We start from the raw sequence: 25299 nt of genomic DNA on the forward strand, positions 1-25299 counted from the left end.
TCCGATGGCGCGTCTCGAAATCAATTCGGTGAGCAAGGCGTTCGGTGCGACACGCCCCACGGACGGATTGTCGCTGGCGGTCGAACCCGGTGAGATCGTCGCGGTGTTCGGCCCCTCCGGTAGCGGCAAGACCGTGCTGCTGCGCATGATCGCGGGCATGTTCGAGCCTGACGAGGGCGACATCCTGGTCGGCGGTCGCTCGGTCGTCGGTGCGCCGCCGGAGCGGCGCGGCATCGGAATGGCGTTCCAGAATTTTGCGTTGTTTCCGCACATGACCGCCCGCGACAACATCGCAAGCGGTTTGCGCGGCGGCGGCAGCGAGGTTGCGGGCCGCGTCGCCGCGATCAGCAGGCTGCTCAAGATCGAGCACGTGCTTGGCCATGCGCCGCGCGAACTGTCGAACGGGCAGAAGCAGCGAACGGCGCTGGCCCGCGCGTTGATCGGCAATCCGGACGTGCTGCTGCTGGATGATCCCCTGCGCAACGTCGACGCCAAGCTGCGCTACGAGATGCGGCTCGAGCTGCCGAACCTGCTGCGGCGCGGCACGGCCGCCGTGCTCTACGTCACCCAGGACTATCGCGAGGCGATGGCGATCGCCGATCGCATCGCAGTGCTGATCGACGGCCGGCTCGTCCAGGTCGCGACGCCGGCCGATATCTACGCCCAGCCGGCGTCGGTCGCGGTCGCGCGGCTGTTCGGCGATCCGACCATCAACCTCGCCGAGGTCTCGCCGGTCGCGGAGCACGGCATGCTGTCGGCGGACGTCGCCGGCGCCAGGATGCGGCTCGGGGCCGCCGATGGTTTGGCCTCGCCCGGCGCATGCTGGCTTGGCGTCCGGCCGGAGGATCTTTCGGTGTCGTCCGCGTCCGGCGACGACGCCATCCCGGCGCGTATCCTCGCGATCACGCCAATGCACGAGAAGGCGGTGCTGCTGCTCCGTCTCGCCGACGGAACGGAATGGCTGGCGGCGCTGCCGCCGGATGCCCCGCAAGGCGCGGCCGACGATCACGTGTTCGTCCGCTTCGCGCCTGAGGCTGCGATGCTGTTCGATCGCGCGACCGGGCTGAGGATCGGGCAGACGCACCGGCTCAGGGCGGCATAGGAGCAGATGGTCATGGACATGCTCGAGCTTCGAGGCATCGACAAGGTCTACCAGAGCCGCGGCAAGCCGCCGGTGCATGCGGTGCGCGCGCTCGACATGGCGGTCGAGAAGGGCGAGATCGTCGCGCTGTTGGGATCGTCGGGCTGCGGCAAGACCTCGACCTTGCGGATGATCGCGGGGTTCGAGGACGTCTCGGCCGGATCGATCGCGCTGGGCGGCCGGCGGATCCACGAGCTTCCGCCGGCGCGCCGCAGGGTCGCGATGGCGTTCGAGGGCTATTCGCTCTATCCGCCGCTAACGGTCCGCGAGAACATCGCCTTCGCGCTGAAGTCGGCCCAGCTGCCGCGCGGCGAGGTCACGCGTCGGGTCGACGAGATCGCCCGTCTGGTCGAGATCGAGGACATCCTCGACAGCTATCCGCGCGCGATCTCCGGCGGCCAGCAGCAGCGCGTGTCGCTGGCGCGGGCGCTGGTGCGCGACGCCGATCTCTATCTGCTCGACGAGCCGATGGGGCAGCTCGAGCCGCAATTGCGCGCGGTGCTGCGCGGCCGGATCAAGAGCCTGCTCGCCGAGCGTGGCATGACCGCGATCTTCGTGACCCATGACCAGACCGAAGCCAGCGCGCTGGCGGACCGCATCGCGGTGATGGAAGGTGGCGTGCTGCAGCAGTTCGCCAGCGAGAAGGAGCTGAAGGGCCGGCCCGCCAACCTGTTCGTCGCGAGCTTCATCGGTGAGCCGCCGATGAACCTGCTCGACGCTGGCGTGGCGCGATCGGATGGCGGCTTCCGCCTGTCGGTTGGCGCCGACATGCACTTCGATATCGGTGGTGCGGGGCTGGATAGCGAGGCGGCGCAGGCGCTCGCCGGCACGCCGCGGGTGCGGATCGGCATTCGTCCGCAGAAGATCGCAGTCGGGACCGGCGACGTCAGGGTCAAGGTCGTCTCCAACCAGTGGCTCGGCGATCAGTCGCATGTCGCCGGCGATTGCGGCGGTCGCATGCTGATCGCGGTCACGCCGGGCCGCGTCGCCGCGCGGCCGGGCGACATGATCCCGTTCGCGCTGGAGCCGCGTCACCTGCACATCTTCGGCCGCGACGAAACCTGCATCCGTCATGCGGAGGTGTCCTGACCATGGCCGCTTCCGCACGCCGCGACGTCATCATCGGCATCGATGCCGGCACTTCGCTGATCAAGGCGGTGGCGTTCACGCTGGCCGGCGAGCAGCTTGCCGATGTCTCGCGGCCGAATGCGTACAGCAGCGCGCCCGGCGGCCACGTCGAGCAGGACATGGCGCGGACCTGGAGCGATACGGTCGCAGTGATTCGCGCGCTTGCGAACGCTGTGCCCGACTTGCCAGCACGGATCGCGGCGATTGCGGTGACCGGGCAGGGCGACGGCACCTGGCTGATCGATGACGACGGCCGGCCGGTTGCACCGGCGCTGCTGTGGCTCGACTCGCGCGCCGGCCGGCTGGTCGAGGAGATTCGCGCCAGCGAGCGCAACGCGCCGCTCTACCGCCGCACCGGCTCCGGGCTCAATGCCTGCCAGCAGGGCCCGCAACTGGCCTGGCTGCAGGCGTATATGCCGGAGACGATCGCAAGGGCGACAACGGCGTTCCATTGCAAGGACTGGCTGTACTTCCTGCTGACCGGTGAGCGCGCCACCGATCCGTCGGAGGCGACCTTCTCCTGCGGTGAATTCCGCAAGCGCGGCTTCGATGCCGAGACCGCGCGGTTGATCGGCATCGCCGAGCTGACGCATCTCTTCCCGCCGGTCGTGGACGGCGCGGTGACGACGCATCCGCTCTCAGCCGCAGCGGCCATGGAGATCGGCCTGCCGGAAGGCGTGCCGGTCTGCCTCGGCTATGTCGACGTGATCTGCAATGCGCTCGGGGCCGGGCTGTACGATCCGTCACCCGATGTCGGCTGCACCATCATCGGCTCGACCGGCATGCATATGCGGCTGGTGCCTAGCGCAGACGCGGTGACGCTGAACCGCGAGGCCACCGGCTACACCATGCCGTTCCCGGTGCCGGGTCACTATGCCCAGATGCAGTCCAACATGGCGGCGACGCTGAACATCGACTGGATGCTCGACCTCGCCTGCGACATGCTGGCGGCGGAAGGCGTGACGCGCACGCGCGCCGAATTGATCCGCCGGCTCGACGATCAGGTGCTGCGGGCCAGGCCCGGCGAGGTGCTGTTCCATCCGTTCATCTCCGATGCCGGCGAGCGCGGCCCGTTCGTCGCGCACGAGGCCAGCGCGCAGTTTTTCGGCCTGCGCACGCGCCACCGCTATGGCGATCTGATGCGCGGCGTGATGGAGGGCCTGGCCTTCGCCGCACGGGATTGCTACGCCGCGATGGGGTCGCTGCCGCGCGATCTCAGGATCACCGGCGGCGCGGCGAAGAGCCGTGCGCTCGGCGCCATTCTCGGGGCTGCGCTCGATTGCGACGTCCGCATCTGCAGCCGCGCCGAGGCCGGTGCCGCGGGCGCTGCAATGATCGCTGCGGTCGCGACCGACGCCTATCCCGACATGCGCGCCTGCGCCGAGCGGTGGGTTGCGCCGCATCTGAGTGCGCCACAATCGCCCGACGCCGCGCTGGCGAAGCGCTATGCCAGCATCTTCCCGACCTATCTCGATGCCCGGCTGGCATCGCGACCGGTCTGGAAACAACTCGCCGCACTGCGCGCCGGAGGCGACCATGTCTAAATCCATCGCCATCGTCGGCGACCGCTTCATGCTGCCCTCGGTGTTCGCCGAGCATATCCGCACAGCCTGCGGCAACGGCGTCGATATCCGCTCGCTGGAGCAGCCCTGGCCGGACGAGCCGATGGAGCACGGCTATGCCGGCTCGAAGCTCGACGGCCTAAAGGAATTCATGGGGCAGCCGGACGAGATCATCGACTTCATCGGCGACGCCGAACTGCTCGTCACCCATCTGGCGCCGATCTCGCGATCGATGCTGGAGCGGCTGCCGATGCTGAAATTCATCGCGGTGTCGCGGGGCGGCCCGGTCAATATCGACATGCAGGCGGCGCGCGACCACAATGTGCTGGTGGTCAATACGCCCGGCCGCAATGCGAGCGCCGTGGCGGAGTTCACCATCGGCGCCATTCTCGCCGAGACCCGTTTGATCCGAAGCGGCCATGAGGCGCTGCGCGGCGGCGAATGGCGCGGCGATCTCTATCGCGCCGACCGCACCGGGCGCGAGCTCGGCGAGATGACGGTCGGCATTGTCGGCTACGGCGCAATCGGCAGCCGTGTGGTCAAGCTGCTGAAGGCGTTCGGCTGCAAGATCCTGGTCGCCGATCCCTATGTCCAGCTCAGCGCCCAGGACCGCAATGACGGCGTCGAGCATGTCGCGCTCGGCGAACTGCTCGGCCGCGCCGACGTCGTCACGCTGCATGCGCGGGTGACGCCCGAGACCACCCATTTCATCGGACGCGACGCGCTGGCGCGGATCAAGCAAGGTGCGTTCCTGATCAACACCGCGCGCGGTCCGCTGGTCGATTACGAGGCGCTGTACGATGCGCTGGCATCGGGGCATCTCGGCGGCGCCATGCTCGACACCTTCGCCGTCGAGCCGGTGCCGGCGGACTGGCCGTTGTTGCGGCTTCCCAACGTCACGCTGACGCCACACATCGCCGGCGCCTCCGTGCGCACCGTCACCGTGGCCGCCGAGCAGGCGGCCGAGGAGGTTCGCCGCTACCTGGCCGGCGAACCGCCGCGCAATCCGTGCTGAAGAGGCAAGCCGTGCTGAAGAGAAAGGCAGTCCGTATGACCCGTGAGGAACGACAATTGCGCGAGGCGATCATTGCCAAGTGCCGATGGATGAACGCGTCGGGTCTGAACCAGGGGACATCGGGCAACATCTCCGCGCGCTACAAGGACCGGATGCTGATCACGCCGTCGGCGACGCCCTACGATTCGATGAAGCCGGAGATGATCGCCTCGATGCCGCTCGAGGGCGAATACGGCGCCTGGGAAGGGCCGCTGCAGCCGTCCACCGAATGGCGCTTCCATCTCGACATCACGCGCGCCCGGCCCGATGTCGGCGCCATCGTCCACACCCACTCGACCTATGCGACCGTGCTGGCGATCGCGCGCAAGCCGATCCCGGCCTGCCACTACATGATGGCGGCGTTCGGCGGCACCGAGATCCGCTGCGCCGGCTATGCGCGCTACGGCACCAAGGAATTGTCCGATCACGCGATCGCCGCGCTCGAAGGCCGCAACGGTTGCCTGCTCGCCAACCACGGCATGATCGCGCTCGGCGCCAATCTCGACAAGGCGATGTGGCTCGCGGTCGAGCTCGAGACCATCGCGAAGCAGTATTACCTCTCGCTCGCGCTGGACTCGCGCGTCATCCTGACCGACGAGGAGATCGCCGAGACCGCGAAGGGGTTCTCGACCTACGGCTTGCAGGCGCCGAAGCCCGCCAAGGCTCGCGCGACAACCAAGGCTCGCGCGACGGCCAAGGCGGCGCCGCGCCGCGCCGAGAAACGGCGTAGCAGCAAGCGATGACGGGCACTGCGCCGGTCGCAGGCACGGATCACGGGCTGGTCGATGTCGCTGTCATCGGTGGCGGCATCAATGGTGCCGGCATTGCCCGCGATGCCGCCGGCCGCGGGTTGAAGGTGCTGCTCTGCGAGAAGGACGATTTCGCCGAAGGCACCTCGTCGCGTTCCGGCAAGCTGATCCATGGCGGCTTGCGCTATCTCGAATATTACGAGTTCCGCCTGGTGCGCGAGGCGCTGATCGAACGTGAGGTGCTGCTGGCGTCCGCGCCGCACATAATCTGGCCGATGCGATTCGTGCTGCCTCATTCGCCGGAGCAGCGGCCGGCCTGGCTGGTCCGCACCGGGCTGCTGCTCTACGACCATCTTGGTGGCCGCAAGCAGCTGCCGGCGAGCCGCAGCCTGGATCTGGCGCGGTCCCCCGAGGGTGCGCCGCTGCATCCGGAATTCCGGCGAGGCTTCGAATATTCGGACTGCTGGGTCGACGATAGCAGGCTGGTGATCCTCAACCTGATCGATGCGGCGCGGAACGGCGCCCGCATCCTGCCGCGGACGCGGGCGGTGCGCGCGCGCCGCGACGGCGAAACCTGGCGGCTCGAGATGCAGGGCGGCGACGGCACCGCGCAGATCGTGCGGGCGCGCGCGCTGGTCAACGCCGCCGGGCCGTGGGTTCAGGATGTCATCCAGGGCGTGGCCGGGCTGAACTCGGCGCAGAGCGTGCGGCTGGTCAAGGGCAGCCACATCGTGGTGCCGAAATTCTGGGACGGGCCGCAGGCCTATCTGCTGCAGAATACCGATCGCCGGGTGATCTTCGTCAATCCCTATGAAGATAATCTTGCGCTGGTCGGCACGACAGACATTTCCTATCAGGGCCGCGCCGAGGATGTCGCGATCGGCGCGGACGAGACCGATTATCTGTTGCAGGTACTGCGCCGCTATTTCCGGACGCCGCCGCAGGCGAGCGAGATCGTGCACGCCTTCTCGGGCGTTCGGCCGCTCTACGACGACAATGCCGACAATCCGTCGGCCGTGACGCGCGACTATGTGTTCGAGGTTGACGGCGCCGAAGGGGCGCCGCCGCTGCTCTCGATCTTCGGCGGCAAGATCACGACCTATCGCCGGCTGGCGGAGCAGGCGATGCAGCGCCTCGTACCGTGGTTCCCGAAGCTGTCACCTGCCTGGACCGCAATTCGGCCGCTGCCGGGCGGCGACATCGGCGGCAGCTTCGCTGATTTCGAGAAGGGATTGGCGCGCGCCTATGCCGATCTGCCGCGAACGCTCGTCCGTCATTATGCCCGGCTCTATGGCACGCGTGCGCGCGAGCTATTGGGTTCGGCCCGCAGTGCGACCGATCTCGGCCGTCATTTCGGCGGCGACTTCTATGAACGCGAAGCGGTGTATCTGCGCGAGAACGAATGGGCGGAACGTCCTGCCGACTTCCTGGATCGGCGCACCAAGCACGGCTTGCATCTGACACCGGCGCAGCGGCTCGCATTCGCAAGCTATCTCTAGGCGATCGCAAACCTCGCATGCCGTGACGCGTCGCCATGCACCACGGCGCGCTGAACGTTCAGTAAAATAATTTATTAAACAGAATGGCGAACAGCGCCTCGCTGTTCGCCAGTGGTTGCCCGAATGCGCCGCGCGTCGTGAGCGTGGATTTGAAAGAGCCAAAAGGCCTTTGCTGCACCGCAATCGGCTCGTCTTCTGTGCGCGTGTCGACCGACTTTTCGCCGGGCTTGCAAAACCGGCTTGACGACTTCGTGAATTTAGTAATACGTTTAGTATTACAAAAACGATAAACATCGCGCATCGAGCAGATGTGTGGGAGGAGCCCAGCCGATCCGGACCCCAACGTCCGGAAACGCTCTGTCTCGCCTCCAGCATCGCTCATCAACTCGGTTTCGAAATCCTCGGCGTCGATCCGGCAGGGATGCGTCGAGCGGGTTAGGTGCTTCAACGATAGGGAGGAATGGATATGCGAACACTGGGATGGTTACGCAGTACGGCGGCGTCCGCGGTTGTTGCGGCCGCGGCACTCGCCGGTTTCGGCGGCGGCGAAGCCGCAGCACAAGGCAAGCAGCTCACGCTGTGCTGGGCGGCATGGGATCCGGCGAACGCGCTGGTCGAGCTGGGCAAGGACTTCACCAAGCAATCCGGCATCGAGATGAAGTACGAGTTCGTGCCCTGGACGAGCTATGCCGATCGCTTCCTCAACGAGCTCAACTCCCACGGCAAGCTCTGCGATTTGATCATCGGCGACAGCCAGTGGATCGGCGGCGCCGCCGAGAACAAGTGGTACGTCAAGCTCAACGACTTCTTCGACAAGGAGAAGATCTCGATGGACGACTTCGTCCCGGCGACGGTCGTCGGCTACTCGCAGTGGCCGAAGAACACGCCGAACTACTGGGCGCTGCCGGCGATGGCCGACGCGGTGGGCTGGACCTACCGCAAGGACTGGTTCTCGCGGCCCGAGATCCAATCCGCGTTCAAGGCCAAGTACGGCCGCGACCTGGCGCCGCCGAAGACCTATGACGAGCTCAAGCAGATCGCCGAGTTCTTCCAGGGCCGCGAAATCGACGGCAAGAAGGTCTACGGGCGCCTACATCTTCACCGAGCGCGGCTCGGAAGGCATCACGATGGGCGTGACCAATGTGCTCTACAATTACGGCTTTGCCTACGACAATCCGAAGAAGCCGTATCAGATGCAGGGCATCGTCAACTCCGCCGACGCGGCCAAGGGGCTCGAGTTCTACAAGGAGCTCTACAAGTGCTGCACGGCGCCCGGCATGACCAACGCCTACATGCAGGAAGGCCTTGATGCCTTCAAGTCCGGCCAGGTCGCGATGCAGATGAACTGGTTCGCCTTCTTCCCCGGCCTCTACAAGGATCCGAATGTCGGCGGCGACAAGATCGGCTTCTTCGTCAATCCGGCCGGTCCGAAGGGGCACTTCACCCAGCTCGGCGGGCAGGGCATCTCGGTGGTGGCAACCTCCGACCACAAGGACGATGCGCTGACCTACATCAAGTGGTTCGCGCAGCCCGCCGTGCAGCAGAAATGGTGGCAGATCGGCGGTTACTCCGCTCTCAAGGCGGTGGTCGATGCGCCCGACTTCCCGAAGAGCGCGGCGTTCGCGCCGCAATTCCTGGAGTCGATGGGCATCGTCAAGGACTTCTGGGCCGAGCCGTCCTACGCGCAGTTGCTGCTCGACATGCAGAAGCGGGTGCATGACTACGTCGTCGCCGACAAGGGCACGTCACAGCAAGCGCTCGATCTCCTGGTCAAGGACTGGACCAAGGTGTTCAAGGAGCAGGGCAAGGAAGTCGCCTCCTCGCAATAGAAGGCGCCGACACTCCACCTGAACTGGCTTCCCCGACTAGATCTCGGGGAAGCCGATCCAGCCAGCTGATGGACACGATGACGACGATCCTGCAACCCGATCATGCTACGATCCCAGGCGTGAGCAAGCCTGTTACATCCCGCATCGCCCGGGGCGGCCACGGTCTGTCGGATCGGACCATCGCCTGGCTGTTCGTCGCGCCGACGATCGCGCTGCTGCTTGCGATCAATATCTTTCCGCTGATCTGGATGATCCGGCTGTCCTTCACCAACCTCAACCTCAGCATGTCCTATCTGCCGCTGCGGTTCGTTGGTCTCGACAATTTCAGCGACATCCTCAACGACGAGGACGTCTGGTTCCGGCTGCAGACCACGGCGCAGTTCGTGATCTCGTCGGTGGCGTTGCAGGTGGTCGTGGGCTTCGGCCTGGCGCTGTTGATCAACCGCCAGTTTCGCGGCCACAGTTTCTGGACCACGATCATCCTGCTGCCGATGATGCTGTCGCCGGCGGTGGTCGGCAATTTCTGGACGTTGCTGCTGCAGCCGCAGATCGGTCCGTTCAACTACCTGATCAGCCTGTTTACCGGCGTGCCGCCAAGCTCGTTCAGCATGACCGGGCAGGTGTCGCTTGCACCGTGGACCATCGTGCTGGTCGATACCTGGATGTGGGCGCCCTACGTCATGCTGATCTGTCTCGCCGGGCTGCGCTCGATCCCCGATTACATCTATGAGGCGGCGGAAGTCGATCGTGCCTCGGCATGGCGGCAGTTCTGGTCGATCACGCTGCCGATGACGGTGCCGTTCCTGATGCTCGCGGTACTGTTCCGTGCCATCGAGAATTTCAAGATGTTCGACATGGTCAACCTGCTGACCTCGGGCGGGCCGGGCTCGACCACCGAGCTGGTGTCGATCTCGTTGAAGCGCGCGGCGTTCGAGAAGTGGCGCACCGGCTATTCCTCGGCGCTCGCCATCATCCTGTTCGTGACCGTGTTCGGTGCCGCCAACATCTACGTCAAGACGCTCAACAAGGTGAAGCAACGATGACCGCTGCCGCCGCCAGATCCACCGCGCATTCCATCGTCGAGGCCTCGCCGTGCGCCAAGGCGTTCGCCGGCGGTCTCGTCATCCTGTATGCGGTGATCACGATCCTGCCGCTGCTGTGGATCGTCGCCACCGCTTTCAAGTCGCAGAGCGATGCCATCGCCTATCCGCCCAAGGTGATCTTCGAGCCGACCCTCGAAGGCTATGTCAACCTGTTCACCGTGCGCACCCGCCAGACGCCAGACTTCATTGCCAAGCTGCCGCCGCCACAGACCTGGTACGACAAGCTGGTGCGGCAGCGCGACATGGTGATCGCCGGGCCGTCGAAAGTCGTGCCGCGCTTCGTCAACTCGCTGATCATCGGCTTCGGCTCGACCTTCCTTGCGGTCTTCCTCGGCACGCTCGCGGCCTACGCATTCTCGCGCTTCCGCATACCCTTGGCGGACGATCTGCTGTTCTTCATCCTTTCGACGCGCATGATGCCGCCGGTCGCGGTGGCGATCCCGATCTATCTGATGTACCGGCAGCTCAATTTGACCGACACGCGGCTCGGCATGATCCTGCTCTACACCGCGGTGAACGTCTCGCTCGCGGTCTGGCTGCTCAAGGGGTTCATCGACGAGATTCCGCGCGAGTACGAGGAGGCAGCGCTGGTCGACGGCTATACGCGGCTGCAGGCGCTGCGCAAGGTGGTGTTGCCGCAGGCCGTTACCGGCATTGCGGCGACCGCGATCTTCTGCCTGATCTTCTCGTGGAACGAATATGCGTTCGCGGTGCTGCTGACGAGCGGCGAGGCGCAGACTATGCCGCCCTTCATCCCGTTCATCATCGGCGAAGGCGGGCAGGACTGGCCGGCGGTTGCGGCCGCGACCACGCTGTTCGTCGTCCCGATCGTCATGTTCACCGTGCTGTTGCGCAGGCATCTGCTGCGCGGCATCACCTTCGGAGCGGTGCGCAAATGAGCGGCTCTGTGGTTGCCAAAGGTTATGTAGCGCGCTGGTTCCGTCGCGGGCCGTGGGAGGCCGTCGCAATGACCCTAATCGGAGGCGGCATCTTCATGCTGGTGCAGCCGTGGTCGATCGATCTCTACAGCTACTCCTTCGTGACGATCCTGACTGGCACGGTCGGCTTCGTCATCGTCAGCCATTTTCCGGAATAGGCCATGGCACAGATCCGCATCGAAAACCTGCGCAAGTCGTTCGATCAGTTCACCGCGGTGGAAGGCTCGACCTTCACGATCGACGACGGCACGTTCTTCGCGATGCTCGGGCCGTCCGGCTGCGGCAAGACCACCACCTTGCGCATGATCGCCGGCCTCGAATTGCCGACCGAAGGCAAGATCCTGCTCGACGGCGAGGACGTCACGTTCCACCGCGCTGCCGCCCGCGACATCGCCTTCGTGTTCCAGCTGTTCGCGCTCTATCCGCACATGAATGTCGGCGAGAACATCGGCTTCCCGCTGAAGTGCCAGGGCATGGCGAGGCGCGAGATTCGCGAGCGGGTGCAGGAGACCGCGCGGATGCTGCGGATCGAGCATCTGCTGTCGAGCAAGACCTCGAAACTCTCGGGCGGCGACCGGCAGCGCGTCGCGCTCGGGCGCGCCATGGTGCGCCGGCCGAAGGCGTTCCTGATGGATGAGCCGCTCGGCGCGCTTGACGCCGAATTCCGCCATCTGATGTGCGGCGAATTGCGCGACCTGCACGATCGCATCAAGGCGACCACGGTTTATGTCACGCATGACCAGCTCGAGGCGATGTCGATGGCCGACCAGATCGCCGTCATGAACAAGGGACGCGTCGAGCAGATCGGCACGCCGCAGGAGGTCTATGACCGGCCCGCCAGCATGTTCGTTGCCGACTTTATCGGCTCGCCGCCGATGAACTTCCTGCGCTTCGAGGGCGGCTTGCGCTCCGGCGATCGCGCGATCTCTTTCCACGAAACCAGGCTTGCGGTGCCGGAGATCCGCGAGGACCGCGCCAACGCGCCGCTGGCGCTCGGCGTCCGTCCGGAGCATATCCGCTTCGCCGACGCCGGCGCCGTGCGCGGCGAGGTGTTCGGCGCGGAATATCTCGGCACCACCCAGATCGTCACCGTCGACACGGCCTACGGCCGGGTCGCGGCGCGGCTACCGTCGAGTGCGTCGGTGCGGATCGGCGAGACCATCGGCCTCGAATTCAACGCAGCGCGGCTGGCGTTGTTCGACATCGGCAGCGGCCTTGCGATCAGGACCGCGAGCGACGAGGGCCTGCGCCATGGCTGACGTCACCCTGCGCAACGTCACCAAGCGCTTCGGCGCGGTGGACGCGGTCCGCGACCTCTCGCTGGCGGTGAAGGACGGCGAATTCCTGGTGCTGCTCGGACCGAGCGGCGCCGGCAAGACCACGACACTGCGGCTGATTACCGGCTTGGAGACCCCCGATGCGGGCTCGGTCGTGATCGACGGGCGCGACGTGACGCACGATCCGCCGGGCTCGCGCGACATCGCCTTCGTGTTCCAGCAATATTCGCTGTATCCGCATCTCACGGTCTACGACAATCTGGCGTTTCCGCTGCGCTCGCCGGCGCGGCGGGTGGCGGAGCCGATCATCCGCAAGCGGGTCGAGCAGACCGCGGAGCTGCTGCACATCGCAAGCAAGCTGAATAACCGCGCCACCCGGCTGTCCGGCGGCGAGATGCAGCGCGTGGCGATCGGCCGGGCGCTGGTCCGCGACCCCTCGATCTATCTGATGGATGAGCCGCTGTCCTCGCTGGACGCAAAACTCCGCAGCGAGCTTCGGCTGGAGCTCAAGCGGATCCAGATCGAGCTCGGCGCCACGATCCTCTACGTCACCCACGATCAGGTCGAAGCGATGACGATGGCCTCGCGCATTGGCGTGATCCGGGACGGACAGCTGCTTCAGCTCGGCACGCCGCGGGAGATCTACGAAAGCCCGTCCAGCAGCTACGTCGCTTCGCGGCTCGGCACGCCGCAGATCAATTTCCTGCCGGCGAGGCTGCTTTCCGATGTCATGGTGCCGCCGGGAACCGAGACGATCGGCATTCGCACCGAGCATCTTCAGCTCGCTGCGCGCAATGGCGGGCAGATGGTCGGCCGCGTGCATCGGGTCGAGCACCTTGGCGAGCAGAATCATATTCACCTGGACTATAAGGGCGAGACGCTGGTGACGCTGGCCGATCCGCATCGGCCGCTGCAGGCCGGCCAGGAGGTCGATTTGCACTTCGTGCATCCGCTGTATTTCGACCGTGCGGGGCAGCGCATTCCCGCTGCGGTTCATTAGAGGGGCGAGAGGATCGAACAGATGTCGGTGCCATCAGAGACATTCAAGTCGTTGGTCAAGGCGGCCGCAGAGCAGGTCATCGCCAGCGCGCCGGAGCTGACCAGCCTCGATCAGGCGATCGGCGACGGCGACCACGGGACCAACATGAAGCGCGGTTGCGAAGCCGTGCTCGGCAAACTCGATGTCATCTCGGCGCAGCCGCTCGACGAGGCCTTCAAGATGATCGGCAAGACCTTGGTGATGACGGTCGGCGGCGCCTCCGGGCCGCTCTATGGCAGCTTCTTTCTGGCCGCGGGCGAGGCGCTCTCGCATGACAAGCAGCTGCCCGAGGATATCGCCGATGTGTTCGGCAGCGCCGTCAACGCGGTAAGCGCGCGCGGCCGCTCGCAGGTTGGCGAGAAGACGATGCTGGATGTGCTGGTTCCCGTGCTGGAGACGTTGAAGACGGCGGCCGGCCAGCCGGATCTGATCGCGCGGGTGCGCAGCACCGCGACCGAGGCGGTCGAGCGGACCGCGCCGATGCAGGCCACCAAGGGACGCGCGTCGTTCCTCGGTGCGCGCAGCGTCGGGCATGTCGATCCCGGCGCGCGGTCGAGCTGCGTGCTGGTGCAGGCGGTGTGCGCGGGCCTGGAGGCACGCGCATGACCGACACCGTGGGAATCGTGATCGTTTCGCATTCCAGCGACATCGCCAAGGGAACCGCCGACATGGTGCGGCAGATGGTCGGCAGCGAGGTCAAGGTGGCCTTTTGTGGCGGCAATCCGGACGGCGGATTGGGCACCAGCGTGCCGCTGATCATCGACGCGATCAATGCCGCCTGGTCTCCCAAGGGCGTCGCGGTGCTGGTCGATCTCGGCGGTGCCGAGACCAACAGTGAAATGGCGGTCGAGATGTTGGAGCCTGCGCGGCGCGATCTCGTTGTCGTCTGCAACGCGCCGATCGTCGAGGGCGCCGTGATGGCGGCGACCGAAGCGGCGGGCGGCAGCACGCTGGCCCAGGTCAAGGCGGTGGCCGAAGAACTCTCGGCCGACTGAGATGTCGGCGAAGCGATGATGGATGATGAGCATGCTTGATAAAGCGGACGAACAGATTTTCACCGGCAATGTGCGGCTGGTGCACGCGGTGGGCATGCATGCGCGCCCCGCGGTCAAGCTGACCAAGCTCGCCAAGAAATTCCAGGCCCAGATCTCGGTGCGGGTCGCGGGTGCACCGGAGTGGATCAATGCCAAGAGCGTGGCCAAGATCATGGCGATGCGTGCCACGCACGGCAGCACGATCGAGATAAAGGCGTCCGGCAGCGATGCCGAGGCTGCCGTCGCCGCGCTGGTCGATCTGGTCGCCAGCGATTTTCCGGATGGAGCGGGCTAGCATGCAGGGCGGCGCTGCAGGACTGGCTTACCGCGGCAGGACCGCCTCGATCGGCTTTGCCCATGGTCCGCTCGTCCGCGTCGACGCCGGCGCGGGCGGCGAGCGGGTCGCCGGCACGCTGGTCGAGGAGGCGCTCGCGCTGCGCAAGGCGATCGATCTCGCAAGCGGGCAGATTGCCGATCTTGCCGCCAGCGCCGGCGGCGAAGCCGCGCAGATCCTCGAGTTTCAGGTCGCATTGCTGGAGGATGAGGATCTGATCGAGGCGATCTTCGCGTCGATCGGCGAGGGGCGCCCGGCCGACCTCGCATGGCGTTCGACGCTCGACGAGCAGATCGCGGAGTACAATGCGGCGGAGGATGAGTATCTGCAGGCTCGCTCGTCGGACCTTGCGGATTTGCGCGACCGTGTGGTCCACATCCTGCGCGGCGACGCGGGCGAGCCGCTGAAGATTCCGAGCGGCGGCGTGGTCTGTGCCGACGACCTGCCGCCGTCGCGCTTCCTGGAGATCGACTGGTCCGGCGGCGGCGGTCTCGCGCTGCTGCACGGCAGTCCGACCAGCCATGTCGCGATGCTGGCGCGCGCGCGCGGCATCCCGATGGTGGTCCAGCTCGGCAGCATTCCCGATGCCGGCACCACGGCGCTGCTCGACGGCGAGGGCGCGACGCTGGAGCTCGATCCCAGCGCCGAGCAGGTGCGCATCTTCGAGAAGCGGCGCGAGAGCCATCGCAAGAGCAGGGCATCCGCGCGCGCCATCCTGCGGCGGCCGACGGCGTCGTGGCGCGGCGAGCACATCAAGCTGCTGATCAATATCCAGCGCGTCGACGACCTCGATCACGCGGACGCGCAATATGCCGACGGCATCGGCCTGATGCGGACCGAATTCTTGCTCGCCGGTCGGAGCGAGCTACCGGACGAGGAAACCCAGTTCCAGGCCTATGATGCGGTCCTGCGCTGGGCCGGCCAGCGGCCGGTGACGATCCGCACCTTCGATGCCGGTGGCGACAAGCCGGTGCCCGGCTTCACGCTGGATGGCGAGGCCAATCCGTTCCTCGGCGTGCGCGGCCTGCGGCTGTGCCTGGCGCGGCCGGAGATTTTTGCCGTGCAGCTGCGCGCGCTGGCCCGCGCCGCGGTACGCGGCAATCTCAAGGTCATGTTCCCGATGGTGACCTCGGCCGACGAGCTCGAGGCGGGGCGGAAGCTGTTCGCCGATACCGTGCAGCGCTTGCAGGCGGACGGCATTGCCGCAATGCTTCCCGAACTGGGAATCATGGTCGAAGTCCCGGCGGCGGCCCTGGCGGTCTCGAGCTTCAAGGCCGCCTTCTTCTCGATCGGCTCGAACGATCTCGCGCAATATGTGCTGGCCTGCGATCGTTCCAACGGAGCTCTCGCCCCCCTGATGGATCCGCTGCATCCCGCAGTGCTCGAACTGATCGCGCGGACCGCGGAGCACGGCCGCCGCGCCGGCGTCAGCGTCAGCCTGTGCGGCGACATGGCGGGCGATTCGCGCTGTCTGCCCGCGCTTTTGAACTGCGGGCTGCGCGAATTGTCGGTGAACGCCTCGGCATTGGCGCAGATCAAGCAGACCATCGATCGGCTGAGCAGCGGAGGCAGTGTTGGCTGACACGGCGGCCGATGAAGCGCCCGAAGCCGGCGCGGTTGCGGTCTACAAGCGCATCTTCAAGGAAGTGCTGGAGAGCCGCCCGTCCGGCATGCGGCTGCGGCTGGCCCATGCCATCGGCAAGAACCGCAGCTTCGTCAGCCAGATCAGCAACCCGGCCTATCCGGTGCCGATCCCGGTGCAGCATCTCAACACGATCTTCGATGTCTGCCACTTCCCGCCGCAGGCCAAGACGGCCTTCTTGCGCGCCTATGCCCGCGCGCATCCGCGCCGCGTCGGCCGGCTCAGCGAAGGCTCGCATGAGCGGACGCTGACCCTGCATCTGCCGGATCTCGGCAGTTCCAAGCGCAATGCCGAGCTCGACGCGCTGCTGCAGGAGTTCACGCGGCGCCTGATTGCCGTCATGCGGGAAAAATAGGCGAAAACGCCGAACGAGGCGGGGAGGACACCATGAAGAAGTTCATCAATGCGGTCGACAACGTTCTCGCAGAGAGCCTCGACGGCTTTGCGGCCGCGCATGCCGATCTGGTCGCGCTGGGCGCCGAGCGCAAATTCGTTCGCCGCCGCGAGCTGAACCGCAGGAAGGTCGCGCTGGTCTCGGGCGGCGGCAGCGGGCATGAGCCGCTGCATGCCGGCTTCGTCGGCCACGGCATGCTGGATGCCGCCTGTCCCGGCCAGGTGTTCACCTCGCCGACGCCGGACCAGATCGTCGAGGCCGCGCAGGCGGTCGCGGGCGATGCCGGCGTGCTGTTCATCGTCAAGAACTATGCCGGCGATCGCATGAATTTCGAGATGGCGGACGAGATCGCCGAATGCCGCACCGCCACCATCGTGACCGACGACGATGTCGCGGTCGAGAAGTCGACCTACAGCATCGGCCGCCGCGGCGTCGCCGGCACGCTGGTCGTCGAAAAGATCGTCGGCGCGGCCGCTGAGAAGGGCGCCGATCTCGCGACCTGTGTGGCGCTCGGCGAGCGCGTCAACGCGCGGACGCGTTCGATGGGCGTGGCGCTGACCAGCTGCACGGTGCCTGCCGCTGGCACGCCGACCTTCGCGCTCGGTGCGGACGAGATGGAGGTGGGCGTCGGCATCCACGGCGAGCCGGGCCGCCGCCGTGTCAAGCTCGAAGCCGCCGACGCGATCGCGTCGGAAATGACGACCGCCATCGCCGACGATCTTGCGGCGCCCACGGGCTCCGAAGCCCTGCTGCTGGTCAACGGCTTCGGCGGCACGCCGACGATCGAGCTCTATCTGATGTACAATGCGGCGCGCCGCATGCTCGAGCAGCGCGGGCTGCGCATCGCGCGCTCGCTGGTCGGCAGCTACGTCACCTCGCTGGATATGGCCGGCTGCTCGCTCACGGTGAGCCTGCTCGATGCCGAGACGGCCGCGTTGTGGGACGACCCGGTCCGCACGGCAGCGTTGAAATGGTGATCGCGCCTCTCGAATCCTGAACCGAACCGTGACGAGCGGTCCGTTGAAGGCGTGTCAACGGAAGCGTGATCGCCGCAGCGAATCGCACTTCGGAAGCCTTACCAACGGGCCGTTTCCTGCATTATAAGATGCCTGGAGCCAGCCCGTTGAGTCGAGGGCCGGCGAACTCTGCTCAACAAGGCGCGTCGCGTGAGGAACCCGGAAGCTGTCGCCGCGATCGTGTCGGCCCTTCGACAGGCGCACGGGGACAATGTTGCGCGCGCCTTCCTCGCCGAGGGCGTCAGCCTTGCTGCGCTGATGGACGCGGTGTTTTCGCTTCCGATCAGGAATAGCGAGGCGGTCAGGACGATCGCCAGGGCGCTCGAATCCGGTGATTTTGTCATCTCGCCCGATATCGGGCCGCTTTGGCACGTCAAATATGTCTACAGCCAGCCCGGCTCGATGACCGTCGTCGACATGGTGGTGCTGACGCCGGACAGGACGTTCGCCAGCACCGAGATCTCGCTGCGGCTGCGCGCCTGAATCCGCCCCGCGACAGGCCGAGGTTATCGCCGATCTTCGTTCGCGGGGCGCACGGCCAAAACAGCGAAAACAACCCCATGCAAAGGAGCCGGGCGGTAGCCCGGTGTTCGATCCGGCATTCGTCACGGAACTTGACATGGCGGGCAAATCAGCGGTACTATTCTATTATTCCGAAATGATGCCGTGCCCCCGCGCGATTGGCGCGGCTGTAGCCGGATCCGATTGCTCTGCCGCGGCATGGAGCGATCATTCGCCTCATCAGGTTCCGCACCGGGGCATCGGTGCGCTCAATGATGGAACGAGGTCGGGAGGGAGTGGCTGAAACCCGGTGCAGACGCTATGGGATGGTCGAGATCATGTGAGACGTCAACTCTCGAGAAAATGGATGCCATCGCGCGGCTTTGAGGCGAATGCCCCGAAGATTCTTATTCAACGTTCAAGACCAGCATCAAGCCACCGCCGCCATTCTGCTCGGTGTTGTTATTCTCGGTGTGATGCGGGATATGACAATGCACGAGCCATTTGCCCGGCTTGCGCGCCGTCCAGATCACATCGTAACGCTGCCCTGGTCCGACATTGATTGTGTCGGCCTGGTAACGCGCGGTGTCACTCAGGGTCACCCCGTCAACCGCCACGACCTCGAAGGGGCCGCCGTGGATATGCATCGGGTGCACGAAATTGTTGTTGGTGCCAATGAACCTGACCTTGATGGTTTGACCGACCTTCATTGATATCGTGTCGGTCGCCGGATAGGCCTTGCCGTTGATGGTGAAATAGTTCGGCATCTCGCCTTCCATCAGCATCGCCGGGTAAGTGCGCCATTCGCGCTTCAGCCATTCCTGCAACTGGACGACATAGTCGAGATCGGCCGCGACTTCGGAGTTCGGATCTTTCGGCGCGATGATCAGCGCGCCATACAGCCCCAGCGCCTGTTGGCGATCCGGGCGATCATGGCTGTGATAGAAATAGGTTCCGTGCTGACCGACCTCGTACTCGTATGTGTACGAGCCACCCGGCGGAATCGGCGGCTGCGTAATCTCGGCCGGGCCGTCCATCGCGTTCGGTACGATCAGCCCGTGCCAGTGGACCGTCGTCGATTCCGGCAGATTGTTGTGGAAGTTGATCCGGACGTGATCGCCCTCGGTGAGTTGCAAGCGCGGCCCGGGGATCTGGCGGTTGTAGGCATAGGCGTCCACCGCGACATCGGGCAGGATGTTCCAGCGAATGACGGACGCATCGATATCGAACACTTTGACGCCGTTCTCGATCCGCGGCTCCAGCACCCGGTCGCCACGGGCGTCGGCTGGCGCCACATAGCCGACCTGCCGCGGCTTGACGGCCGCCATGTCCTTCATCGCATCGCCCGAGAGATCGAAAGTACCGATCATGCCCGGCGGCATGATCGCATCATCGACATCGTGCCCGCTCAGGCCGAGATTGACCGAGAAGCCCGGCAGGACCATTCCGGAGATCAGGAGCAATGACGTGACAGCGGCGAGGGCGGCCTGCTGTGCGATCGTTGCTTGTTTTTTCATGCCTCGGCCAGCCATCCCGCGGTGCTCTTGCCCGGCGCTCTGCTGTTCGCCGTGGCGATGCTGCTTGTGGTCTTGATGTGCGTGCTGCTGTTGCTTCGCATGCGGGCGCTCGGTCATCAGGCCGTGCTTGATGCCATTCTTGACCATCCAGACGTTAAAGGGATACGCGGTCGAGAATCCGACCATGACGCCAATTGACATCACGCCCCAGAAGACAAGCTCGAGCGGGTCCATCGCGCGCATGTCGCGGCCCATCATCAAGGTGCTCATCGTGGGGGCCATACCGGCCATCATCGCATTCATGCTGATGAACTCGGGCATGAAGCTCGCTTTGACATTGTCCCAGTAGCTGCCACCCATCATGCGTTTCATGAAGAGCGACTGGAAGACGAACAGGCCAAACGAGAACCCTGTCAGATACTCGACGATCAGGTCGACCCACATCGGCAGGGCAAGCGATGCGGTGATCACCGCCGCCAGGATGATACCGGTTGCGTCGCCCGCGACGCAATGGATCGTGCTGCCGACGCCCTGCTTCCATAAGGGAGCGGTGAATGCCTCATGCTCGCCCGGCCGCGGCTCCTTGTCCGTCAGGACATAGAGGAGAAGCCCGAACGGCCCCATGTAGAGCGTGATGAGAATGAAGCCCCATTTCATCACGGTAGGTTCGGGATTGCCAGCAAACTGATCGTAAGCGACGTACGCCGTCGAAGCGAAGGCGAGTGCGAACCACGATATCAGAAAATAGTCATAGGGCATTGCGATCATCGTGATCACTTTCCGGTCGGGGTCACTTCACTGTCGCAACTCGGCCCCCGGGGCTCATTCCTGAACTTGTCTCCCAGAAGCCCTTGGTCGTTGCGATATGGAGGCGCAGCGCAGACGGCCACGCCGACGGCCTCATCGGCTCAATCCGGCGAGCAGAACCAGAGTGTGCTCGGCGATCATTGCCTCTTCATCCGTGGGGATCCTCCGAACCTCGATCGGGCTACCGGGCGAGGAAATCGTGGTCGAGCCCCGCTCATTTTCAATCTCGTCGATTTCGATGCCGATCCAGCGAAGTCTCGCGCAGATATCGCCACGAATTCGCGAACTGTTCTCGCCGATGCCGCCGGTAAACACGAGAACATCAAGGCCGCCGAGGTTAGTCGCCATCACCGCAACGTACTCCGCCGTTCGCGCGCAGAACTGATCGACCGCCAGTTTCGAGTTAGGCTCGGTTGTCGCGAGAAGTGCCCTCATATCGGCGGAAATACCGGAGACGCCGAGCAATCCTGATCGACGATAAAGAATATCCTCGAGTTCCTGGACCGAGAGTCTGTTCGACTTCTGCAGGTAGAGCAGAACGCCCGGGTCAATGGCTCCGCACCGTGTCGCCATCATCAAGCCGTCCAGAGGCGTGAGGCTCATGCTCGTGTTGATGCTTCTGCCGTTCTGAAGCGCGCATACGCTCGATCCGTTGCCCAGGTGCGCGATGACAGTGCGCTGTTGGGGGGAGCGAAGTCGGGTAGCAACGTATTCGAACGAGAGGCCGTGAAATCCATATCGATGAATGCCGTCTCCGACGTCCGGAATTGGCAGCCGCTTGTAGACCGAGGGCATATCGCCGTGAAATGCAGTGTCGAAGCAGGCAATTTGCAAAAGGTCGGGACGCGCCTGTTGCAGGGCCCGAATCGGAGCAAGGCAGGCAGGTTGATGGAGTGGCGCCAGCGGCGTCAGCGCATCGAGCCGTTGCAGCACGTCGCCCTCGATCAGGGCGGGAGCGGAGAAGTGCGCGCCTCCGTGCACGACCCGGTGTCCGACCGCAGCCAGGACGTCCTTGCCGAGAATGGGTTGCAGCCGCGGAAGCAACGAGGAAATGGAATCAGCCTGGTCATCGGAGGCAGGCCGCGCTTGATCAAGTATCCGGCCCGCGGCATCCCTGATGGTGAACCCTGCACTCGCAGCATGCCGGTCGAAAAGCCCTCTGCAAATCAACGAGAGCCCAGGATCATCTCCATCGGCCCGATAGGCTGCGAACTTGATACTCGATGAGCCGGCGTTCAGAGCGAGAATTGCCTTGGCCATCACTCGTCCTGCCCGGAGATGGGACGCCAGTGCCAGTTCTGGATGTCCGGCATGTCCTCACCATGCTCGCGAATATAGCGGTGATGCTCGGTCAGCTTTGCCTCGCAGAGCTGTCGGATCGCGGTCGCCTTCGCCTGCAAGCCGGGAACGCGTTCGACCGCTTCTATCGCGAGATGAAAGCGGTCGAGCTCATTCATCACCACCATGTCGAATGGCGTGGTCGTGGTTCCCTTTTCCCGGTAGCCGCGCACGTGGATATTGTCATGGTTGGCGCGATTGTAGGTCAGGCGGTGGATCATATAGGGATAGCCGTGATAGGCGAAGATTACCGGTCGATCACGCGTAAACAGACGATCGAATTCCTTGTCGGAGAGGCCGTGCGGGTGCTGCTCGCGCGGCTGCAGCGTCATCAGGTCGACGACGTTGACGACGCGGATCTTCAGATCGGGCATCGCCTCGCGGAGCAGGCTGACCGCGGCCAGGGTCTCGAGCGTTGGAATGTCGCCGGCGCAGACCATGACCAGGTCTGGTTCATCGCTCCCCTCCGAGGTCGCCCATTGCCAGATACCAATGCCGTCCCTGCAGTGCGACTCAGCCTCCTGCATCGAGAGCCATTGCGGCGACGGCTGCTTCCCGGCGACGATGACATTGATACGATCGTAGGTGCGGAGACAGTGATCCGTGATGCAGAGCAAGGTGTTCGCATCGGGTGGAAAGTAGACGCGAACGATGTCGGCATCCTTGTTCGCGACGAGGTCGACGAAGCCCGGATCCTGATGCGTGAATCCATTATGATCCTGACGCCAGACATGCGAACTGAGCAGATAGTTCAACGATGCGATCGGTCGCCGCCAGGGCAGGCGGCGAGAGACCTCGAGCCATTTGGCATGCTGATTTGAACATGGAATCGACGATGTGAACGAACGCTTCGTAGCAGTTGAAGAGACCGTGGCGTCCGGTCAGCAGGTAGCCCTCGAGCCAGCCCTGACACAGATGCTCGCTCAACACCTCCATGACGCGGCCATCGGGGGCAAGGCCCACGTCGAATGGCTCAATGTCTTCCATCCAGACGCGATCGGTGGCCTCGAAAACCGCGTCGAGCCGGTTCGAGGCGGTTTCGTCCGGCCCCATCAGTCGAAATGTCCTGTCCGCCGCATTCAGCCCGATGACATCACGGAGATAACCGCCCACGGTCCGCGTGGCCTCGCCGATTTGGGAGCCGGGCGACACGAGATCGACTGCGTAGCTGCGGTAATCTGGAAGCGTCAGCTTTCGTTTGAGGGTTCCGCCGTTGGCGTGCGGGTTGGCGCCCATCCGGCGCGGGCCCGCTGGTGCCAGCGCCTGAAGGTCGGCGCGCAGGCAGCCAGCCTCGTCGAACAATGCCTCGGGCCGGTAGCTCCGCATCCAGGTCTCGAGAATCCCGAGATGCGCGCGGTTGGTTCGGACCCCTTCGATGGGAACCTGATGCGCACGCCAAAAGCCTTCGATCTTCTTGCCATCGACTTCTTTCGGACCGGTCCATCCCTTCGGAGTGCGCAAGACCATCATCGGCCAGCGTGGGCGGCCTCCACGCTGGTGATCGCGGGCTCGATCCTGAATATCGCCGATGCAATCGAGCATCTCGTCGAGAGCCCGCGCCATCTTTGGATGCATGTCGTTGGGATCGCTGCCTTCGACAAAAAGCGGGTCATAGCCATACCCCTTGAGCAGATCCGCAATCTCTTCGTCGCGCATGCGCCCGAAAATCGTGGGGTTGGCTATTTTGTAGCCGTTGAGGTGCAGGATCGGGAGGACGGCGCCGTCATGCGCCGGGTTGAGGAATTTGTTCGAATGCCAGGATGCGGCGAGGGGACCGGTCTCGGCTTCCCCATCGCCGATCACGCAGGCAACGATGAGGTTCGGGTTATCAAAGGCCGCCCCGTAGGCATGCAGCAACGAATACCCGAGTTCGCCACCTTCATGGATAGATCCGGGCGTCTCGGGAGCGGCATGGCTCGGAATGCCGCCTGGAAACGAGAACTGCCGGAAGAGCTTTCGCAAGCCGTCCTTGTCACGCGTGATATCCGGATAGATTTCCGAATAGGTTCCTTCAAGGTAGGTGTTGGCGACCATGCCGGGTCCGCCGTGGCCCGGTCCGCAGATGTAGATCATGTCGAGATCGCGCGCCCTGATGACGCGATTGAGGTGCGCGTAGATGAAATTGAGCCCGGGCGTTGTCCCCCAATGCCCGAGCAGCCGTGGCTTGATGTGCTCGGGTTGCAGCGGCTCTCGCAGAAGCGGATTGTCCAGCAGATATATCTGACCGACGGATAGGTAGTTCGCTGCCTGCCAGTACTGGTCGAGTGCGGTCAGGTCGGCTTTGTCGAGTGGGCTGGCGTCCATCGGAAGCGTCCTTGGAGAAGCATCAGCAGGCCAATCTTAGACGATTGAACCGTTGCCTAGCGTCGACGCGCCCTCGTCCGGGCCGCCTTTTTTGCCGCGGCGGAGCGGCGCGCCGATCCTTTGGTCTTGGCTGCCTTGCGGGAGGCGGCCGAGCGCGCCGAGGCCGAGCGGTGCGACGCCGCCTGTCGTGCCTGTTTCGACAGTGCGGACCGCGATGCTGTGCGGTGGGGCTCCCGCTTCAGGGCGCGAGATACGGCACGCGAAGCACCGGGCCGGCGGCGGGGCTTCCGCTTGCCTTGACCTGCCTCATAGGCATATTCGGCGCTCTTGCGGGTTTTCGCCTTTGCCTTGCCCTTCTTGGGGGGCCGGAGCGGAACACCCGCGCGCCGCGCCTTGGACAAGCCGATTGCGATCGCCTGTTGCGGTGATCTCGCTCCGTGTTGCCCGCGCCGGACCTTGCGAATCTCCTCGTGCACGAACTCTCCGGCCTGGGTGGTTGCAGACTTGCCCTGGCGCCGGTCTTGCTTCGCCTTTTGAATTGTCCTGCGTTCTGGCATCGACGGTCTCCGCGTCTCATTGTGGGAATGATGCAATGTCGTTCAGATGACGGGCTGCTTGTCGCTGCGTAGTCCGTCGAGCACCCCGCGCTGAATATTCAGATGCGCCGCGACCAATTCGTGCGGCGTTCGGATGCCGGTGGATCTCGCGCATACGGCCAGCATCGACCTCGACAAGTGCCGCAGCGACGTCGGTCGAAATCGGAAAGTTGCGGGTGTCGGCGATGCGTACGCGGCCACCCGGCGACGCCATTGGCGGCAACTCCATCAACTTGAACACCATGTTTTGCCGCACATGCGCGCGCGCGCCATCGACGGCATCTTGTGCAAGCGGAGGCGGGACCTCACTCCGGAAGATGAACAGTTCCTCTCCGGGTATCCGATCGAAGGTCGGCGTGGGGAATCCGAGGTTTTCGGCCAGCCACCGCCGCCGGCCAGGATCATCCTTCGACTTGGAAATCTCATCTCGGAGCCTTGAGCATCGATACTGGCGGCGCGATCTGGCTCCAACTACAACACGGGGCACTCGTTCCTAT

Annotated in this window: 23 protein-coding genes and 2 pseudogenes; 20 read left to right on the plus strand and 5 right to left on the minus strand. The window is 64.8% G+C overall.

Going from position 1 to position 25299, the window contains the following annotated elements:
- Nucleotides 1–4 precede the first annotated feature (4 nt).
- The 6 genes from ACVW17_RS17655 to ACVW17_RS17680 are packed head-to-tail and all read left to right on the plus strand — an operon-like array spanning nt 5 to nt 7133.
- Nucleotides 5–1102, plus strand: a complete 1098-nt coding sequence (locus ACVW17_RS17655) for an ABC transporter ATP-binding protein (protein ID WP_456797730.1) — start codon at nt 5–7, stop codon at nt 1100–1102.
- A gap of 12 nt (nt 1103–1114) precedes the next feature.
- Nucleotides 1115–2230 (plus strand): ABC transporter ATP-binding protein, encoded by a 1116-nt coding sequence (locus ACVW17_RS17660; RefSeq protein ID WP_456797731.1) that lies wholly within the window; start codon nt 1115–1117, stop codon nt 2228–2230.
- Nucleotides 2231–2232: 2 nt separating this feature from the next.
- Nucleotides 2233–3813 (plus strand): FGGY family carbohydrate kinase, encoded by a 1581-nt coding sequence (locus ACVW17_RS17665; protein WP_456797732.1) that lies wholly within the window; start codon nt 2233–2235, stop codon nt 3811–3813.
- Entirely contained in the window at nt 3806–4846 is a 1041-nt protein-coding gene (locus ACVW17_RS17670; protein ID WP_456753065.1) for a 2-hydroxyacid dehydrogenase, read from the plus strand. The genes ACVW17_RS17665 and ACVW17_RS17670 overlap by 8 nt, the downstream gene beginning before the upstream one ends.
- Before the next feature lie 35 nt (nt 4847–4881).
- Nucleotides 4882–5628 (plus strand): class II aldolase/adducin family protein, encoded by a 747-nt coding sequence (locus ACVW17_RS17675; RefSeq protein ID WP_456797733.1) that lies wholly within the window; start codon nt 4882–4884, stop codon nt 5626–5628.
- Nucleotides 5625–7133, plus strand: a complete 1509-nt coding sequence (locus ACVW17_RS17680) for a glycerol-3-phosphate dehydrogenase (protein ID WP_456753066.1) — start codon at nt 5625–5627, stop codon at nt 7131–7133. Before ACVW17_RS17675 ends, ACVW17_RS17680 begins: the two co-directional genes overlap by 4 nt.
- Nucleotides 7134–7191: 58 nt before the next feature.
- Here the strand turns inward: ACVW17_RS17680 and ACVW17_RS17685 are convergent, their stop codons facing one another.
- Nucleotides 7192–7515 (minus strand): hypothetical protein, encoded by a 324-nt coding sequence (locus ACVW17_RS17685; RefSeq protein ID WP_456753067.1) that lies wholly within the window; start codon nt 7513–7515, stop codon nt 7192–7194.
- Nucleotides 7516–7599: 84 nt separating this feature from the next.
- Here ACVW17_RS17685 and ACVW17_RS17690 point away from each other — a divergent pair.
- From ACVW17_RS17690 to ACVW17_RS17750, 13 genes and pseudogenes are all read left to right on the plus strand, one after another.
- Nucleotides 7600–8962, plus strand: a pseudogene (locus ACVW17_RS17690) (ABC transporter substrate-binding protein).
- Between the two features lie 68 nt (nt 8963–9030).
- Nucleotides 9031–10005, plus strand: a complete 975-nt coding sequence (locus ACVW17_RS17695; RefSeq protein ID WP_456753069.1) for a carbohydrate ABC transporter permease — start codon at nt 9031–9033, stop codon at nt 10003–10005.
- Nucleotides 10002–10964 carry a carbohydrate ABC transporter permease gene (locus ACVW17_RS17700; RefSeq protein ID WP_456753070.1) on the plus strand — a complete coding sequence of 321 codons (963 nt, stop codon included), beginning with the start codon at nt 10002–10004 and terminating at the stop codon, nt 10962–10964. Before ACVW17_RS17695 ends, ACVW17_RS17700 begins: the two co-directional genes overlap by 4 nt.
- Complete coding sequence (locus ACVW17_RS17705) at nt 10961–11161, plus strand: hypothetical protein (RefSeq protein WP_456753071.1); 201 nt, start codon at nt 10961–10963, stop codon at nt 11159–11161. The genes ACVW17_RS17700 and ACVW17_RS17705 overlap by 4 nt, the downstream gene beginning before the upstream one ends.
- A 3-nt stretch (nt 11162–11164) precedes the next feature.
- Nucleotides 11165–12262, plus strand: a complete 1098-nt coding sequence (locus ACVW17_RS17710; RefSeq protein WP_456753072.1) for an ABC transporter ATP-binding protein — start codon at nt 11165–11167, stop codon at nt 12260–12262.
- On the plus strand, nt 12255–13280 hold the full coding sequence (locus ACVW17_RS17715) for an ABC transporter ATP-binding protein (RefSeq protein WP_456753073.1): 1026 nt from the start codon (nt 12255–12257) through the stop codon (nt 13278–13280). The genes ACVW17_RS17710 and ACVW17_RS17715 overlap by 8 nt, the downstream gene beginning before the upstream one ends.
- A 21-nt stretch (nt 13281–13301) precedes the next feature.
- Nucleotides 13302–13925 (plus strand): dihydroxyacetone kinase subunit DhaL, encoded by a 624-nt coding sequence (gene dhaL / locus ACVW17_RS17720; protein WP_456753074.1) that lies wholly within the window; start codon nt 13302–13304, stop codon nt 13923–13925.
- The gene (gene dhaM, locus ACVW17_RS17725; RefSeq protein ID WP_146989240.1) at nt 13922–14314 is read left to right on the plus strand and encodes a dihydroxyacetone kinase phosphoryl donor subunit DhaM; all 393 of its coding nucleotides are present in this window, start codon (nt 13922–13924) and stop codon (nt 14312–14314) included. Before dhaL ends, dhaM begins: the two co-directional genes overlap by 4 nt.
- A gap of 31 nt (nt 14315–14345) precedes the next feature.
- On the plus strand, nt 14346–14648 hold the full coding sequence (locus tag ACVW17_RS17730; protein ID WP_456753075.1) for an HPr family phosphocarrier protein: 303 nt from the start codon (nt 14346–14348) through the stop codon (nt 14646–14648).
- A 1-nt stretch (nt 14649) separates the two neighbouring features.
- Complete coding sequence (gene ptsP, locus ACVW17_RS17735) at nt 14650–16269, plus strand: phosphoenolpyruvate--protein phosphotransferase (protein WP_456753076.1); 1620 nt, start codon at nt 14650–14652, stop codon at nt 16267–16269.
- Nucleotides 16259–16684 carry a hypothetical protein gene (locus tag ACVW17_RS17740; RefSeq protein WP_456753077.1) on the plus strand — a complete coding sequence of 142 codons (426 nt, stop codon included), beginning with the start codon at nt 16259–16261 and terminating at the stop codon, nt 16682–16684. The genes ptsP and ACVW17_RS17740 overlap by 11 nt, the downstream gene beginning before the upstream one ends.
- Before the next feature lie 32 nt (nt 16685–16716).
- Nucleotides 16717–17700: a dihydroxyacetone kinase subunit DhaK gene (gene dhaK / locus ACVW17_RS17745; protein ID WP_456753078.1), complete on the plus strand. Its 984-nt coding sequence runs from the start codon at nt 16717–16719 to the stop codon at nt 17698–17700.
- A gap of 189 nt (nt 17701–17889) precedes the next feature.
- The gene (locus tag ACVW17_RS17750; RefSeq protein ID WP_456753079.1) at nt 17890–18222 is read left to right on the plus strand and encodes a hypothetical protein; all 333 of its coding nucleotides are present in this window, start codon (nt 17890–17892) and stop codon (nt 18220–18222) included.
- Between the two features lie 425 nt (nt 18223–18647).
- Here ACVW17_RS17750 and ACVW17_RS17755 read toward each other — a convergent pair whose 3' ends face one another.
- The 4 genes and pseudogenes from ACVW17_RS17755 to ACVW17_RS17770 all read right to left on the minus strand — a co-directional run bounded on the left by ACVW17_RS17755 (nt 18648) and on the right by ACVW17_RS17770 (nt 24763).
- On the minus strand, nt 18648–20525 hold the full coding sequence (locus ACVW17_RS17755; protein ID WP_456756461.1) for a DUF4396 domain-containing protein: 1878 nt from the start codon (nt 20523–20525) through the stop codon (nt 18648–18650).
- Nucleotides 20526–20657: 132 nt separating this feature from the next.
- On the minus strand, nt 20658–21824 hold the full coding sequence (locus tag ACVW17_RS17760) for an acetate/propionate family kinase (RefSeq protein WP_456753080.1): 1167 nt from the start codon (nt 21822–21824) through the stop codon (nt 20658–20660).
- A pseudogene (locus tag ACVW17_RS17765) lies at nt 21824–24206 on the minus strand (phosphoketolase family protein). Before ACVW17_RS17765 ends, ACVW17_RS17760 begins: the two are co-directional and overlap by 1 nt.
- Before the next feature lie 56 nt (nt 24207–24262).
- Complete coding sequence (locus tag ACVW17_RS17770; protein ID WP_456753082.1) at nt 24263–24763, minus strand: DNA-binding protein; 501 nt, start codon at nt 24761–24763, stop codon at nt 24263–24265.
- Nucleotides 24764–24896: 133 nt separating this feature from the next.
- On the opposite strand from ACVW17_RS17770, the gene ACVW17_RS17775 reads away from it, so the two are divergent.
- Nucleotides 24897–25241 carry a hypothetical protein gene (locus ACVW17_RS17775; RefSeq protein ID WP_456753083.1) on the plus strand — a complete coding sequence of 115 codons (345 nt, stop codon included), beginning with the start codon at nt 24897–24899 and terminating at the stop codon, nt 25239–25241.
- The last annotated feature ends 58 nt before the right edge of the window (nt 25242–25299 follow it).

This window comes from Bradyrhizobium sp. USDA 4473, from assembly GCF_054063335.1.

Excerpts from the sequence above, each read along its gene's own strand:
- ACVW17_RS17655 (WP_456797730.1), top strand. The coding sequence starts at position 5 with ATGGCGCGTCTCGAAATCAATTCGGTGAGCAAGGCGTTCGGTGCGACA.
- ACVW17_RS17660 (WP_456797731.1), top strand. The coding sequence starts at position 1,115 with ATGGACATGCTCGAGCTTCGAGGCATCGACAAGGTCTACCAGAGCCGC.
- ACVW17_RS17665 (WP_456797732.1), top strand. The coding sequence starts at position 2,233 with ATGGCCGCTTCCGCACGCCGCGACGTCATCATCGGCATCGATGCCGGC.
- ACVW17_RS17670 (WP_456753065.1), top strand. The coding sequence starts at position 3,806 with ATGTCTAAATCCATCGCCATCGTCGGCGACCGCTTCATGCTGCCCTCG.
- ACVW17_RS17675 (WP_456797733.1), top strand. The coding sequence starts at position 4,882 with ATGACCCGTGAGGAACGACAATTGCGCGAGGCGATCATTGCCAAGTGC.
- ACVW17_RS17680 (WP_456753066.1), top strand. The coding sequence starts at position 5,625 with ATGACGGGCACTGCGCCGGTCGCAGGCACGGATCACGGGCTGGTCGAT.
- ACVW17_RS17685 (WP_456753067.1), bottom strand. The coding sequence starts at position 7,515 with ATGAGCGATGCTGGAGGCGAGACAGAGCGTTTCCGGACGTTGGGGTCC.
- ACVW17_RS17695 (WP_456753069.1), top strand. The coding sequence starts at position 9,031 with ATGGACACGATGACGACGATCCTGCAACCCGATCATGCTACGATCCCA.
- ACVW17_RS17700 (WP_456753070.1), top strand. The coding sequence starts at position 10,002 with ATGACCGCTGCCGCCGCCAGATCCACCGCGCATTCCATCGTCGAGGCC.
- ACVW17_RS17705 (WP_456753071.1), top strand. The coding sequence starts at position 10,961 with ATGAGCGGCTCTGTGGTTGCCAAAGGTTATGTAGCGCGCTGGTTCCGT.
- ACVW17_RS17710 (WP_456753072.1), top strand. The coding sequence starts at position 11,165 with ATGGCACAGATCCGCATCGAAAACCTGCGCAAGTCGTTCGATCAGTTC.
- ACVW17_RS17715 (WP_456753073.1), top strand. The coding sequence starts at position 12,255 with ATGGCTGACGTCACCCTGCGCAACGTCACCAAGCGCTTCGGCGCGGTG.
- dhaL (WP_456753074.1), top strand. The coding sequence starts at position 13,302 with ATGTCGGTGCCATCAGAGACATTCAAGTCGTTGGTCAAGGCGGCCGCA.
- dhaM (WP_146989240.1), top strand. The coding sequence starts at position 13,922 with ATGACCGACACCGTGGGAATCGTGATCGTTTCGCATTCCAGCGACATC.
- ACVW17_RS17730 (WP_456753075.1), top strand. The coding sequence starts at position 14,346 with ATGCTTGATAAAGCGGACGAACAGATTTTCACCGGCAATGTGCGGCTG.
- ptsP (WP_456753076.1), top strand. The coding sequence starts at position 14,650 with ATGCAGGGCGGCGCTGCAGGACTGGCTTACCGCGGCAGGACCGCCTCG.
- dhaK (WP_456753078.1), top strand. The coding sequence starts at position 16,717 with ATGAAGAAGTTCATCAATGCGGTCGACAACGTTCTCGCAGAGAGCCTC.
- ACVW17_RS17755 (WP_456756461.1), bottom strand. The coding sequence starts at position 20,525 with ATGATCGCAATGCCCTATGACTATTTTCTGATATCGTGGTTCGCACTC.
- ACVW17_RS17760 (WP_456753080.1), bottom strand. The coding sequence starts at position 21,824 with ATGGCCAAGGCAATTCTCGCTCTGAACGCCGGCTCATCGAGTATCAAG.
- ACVW17_RS17770 (WP_456753082.1), bottom strand. The coding sequence starts at position 24,763 with ATGCCAGAACGCAGGACAATTCAAAAGGCGAAGCAAGACCGGCGCCAG.
- ACVW17_RS17775 (WP_456753083.1), top strand. The coding sequence starts at position 24,897 with ATGCCGGTGGATCTCGCGCATACGGCCAGCATCGACCTCGACAAGTGC.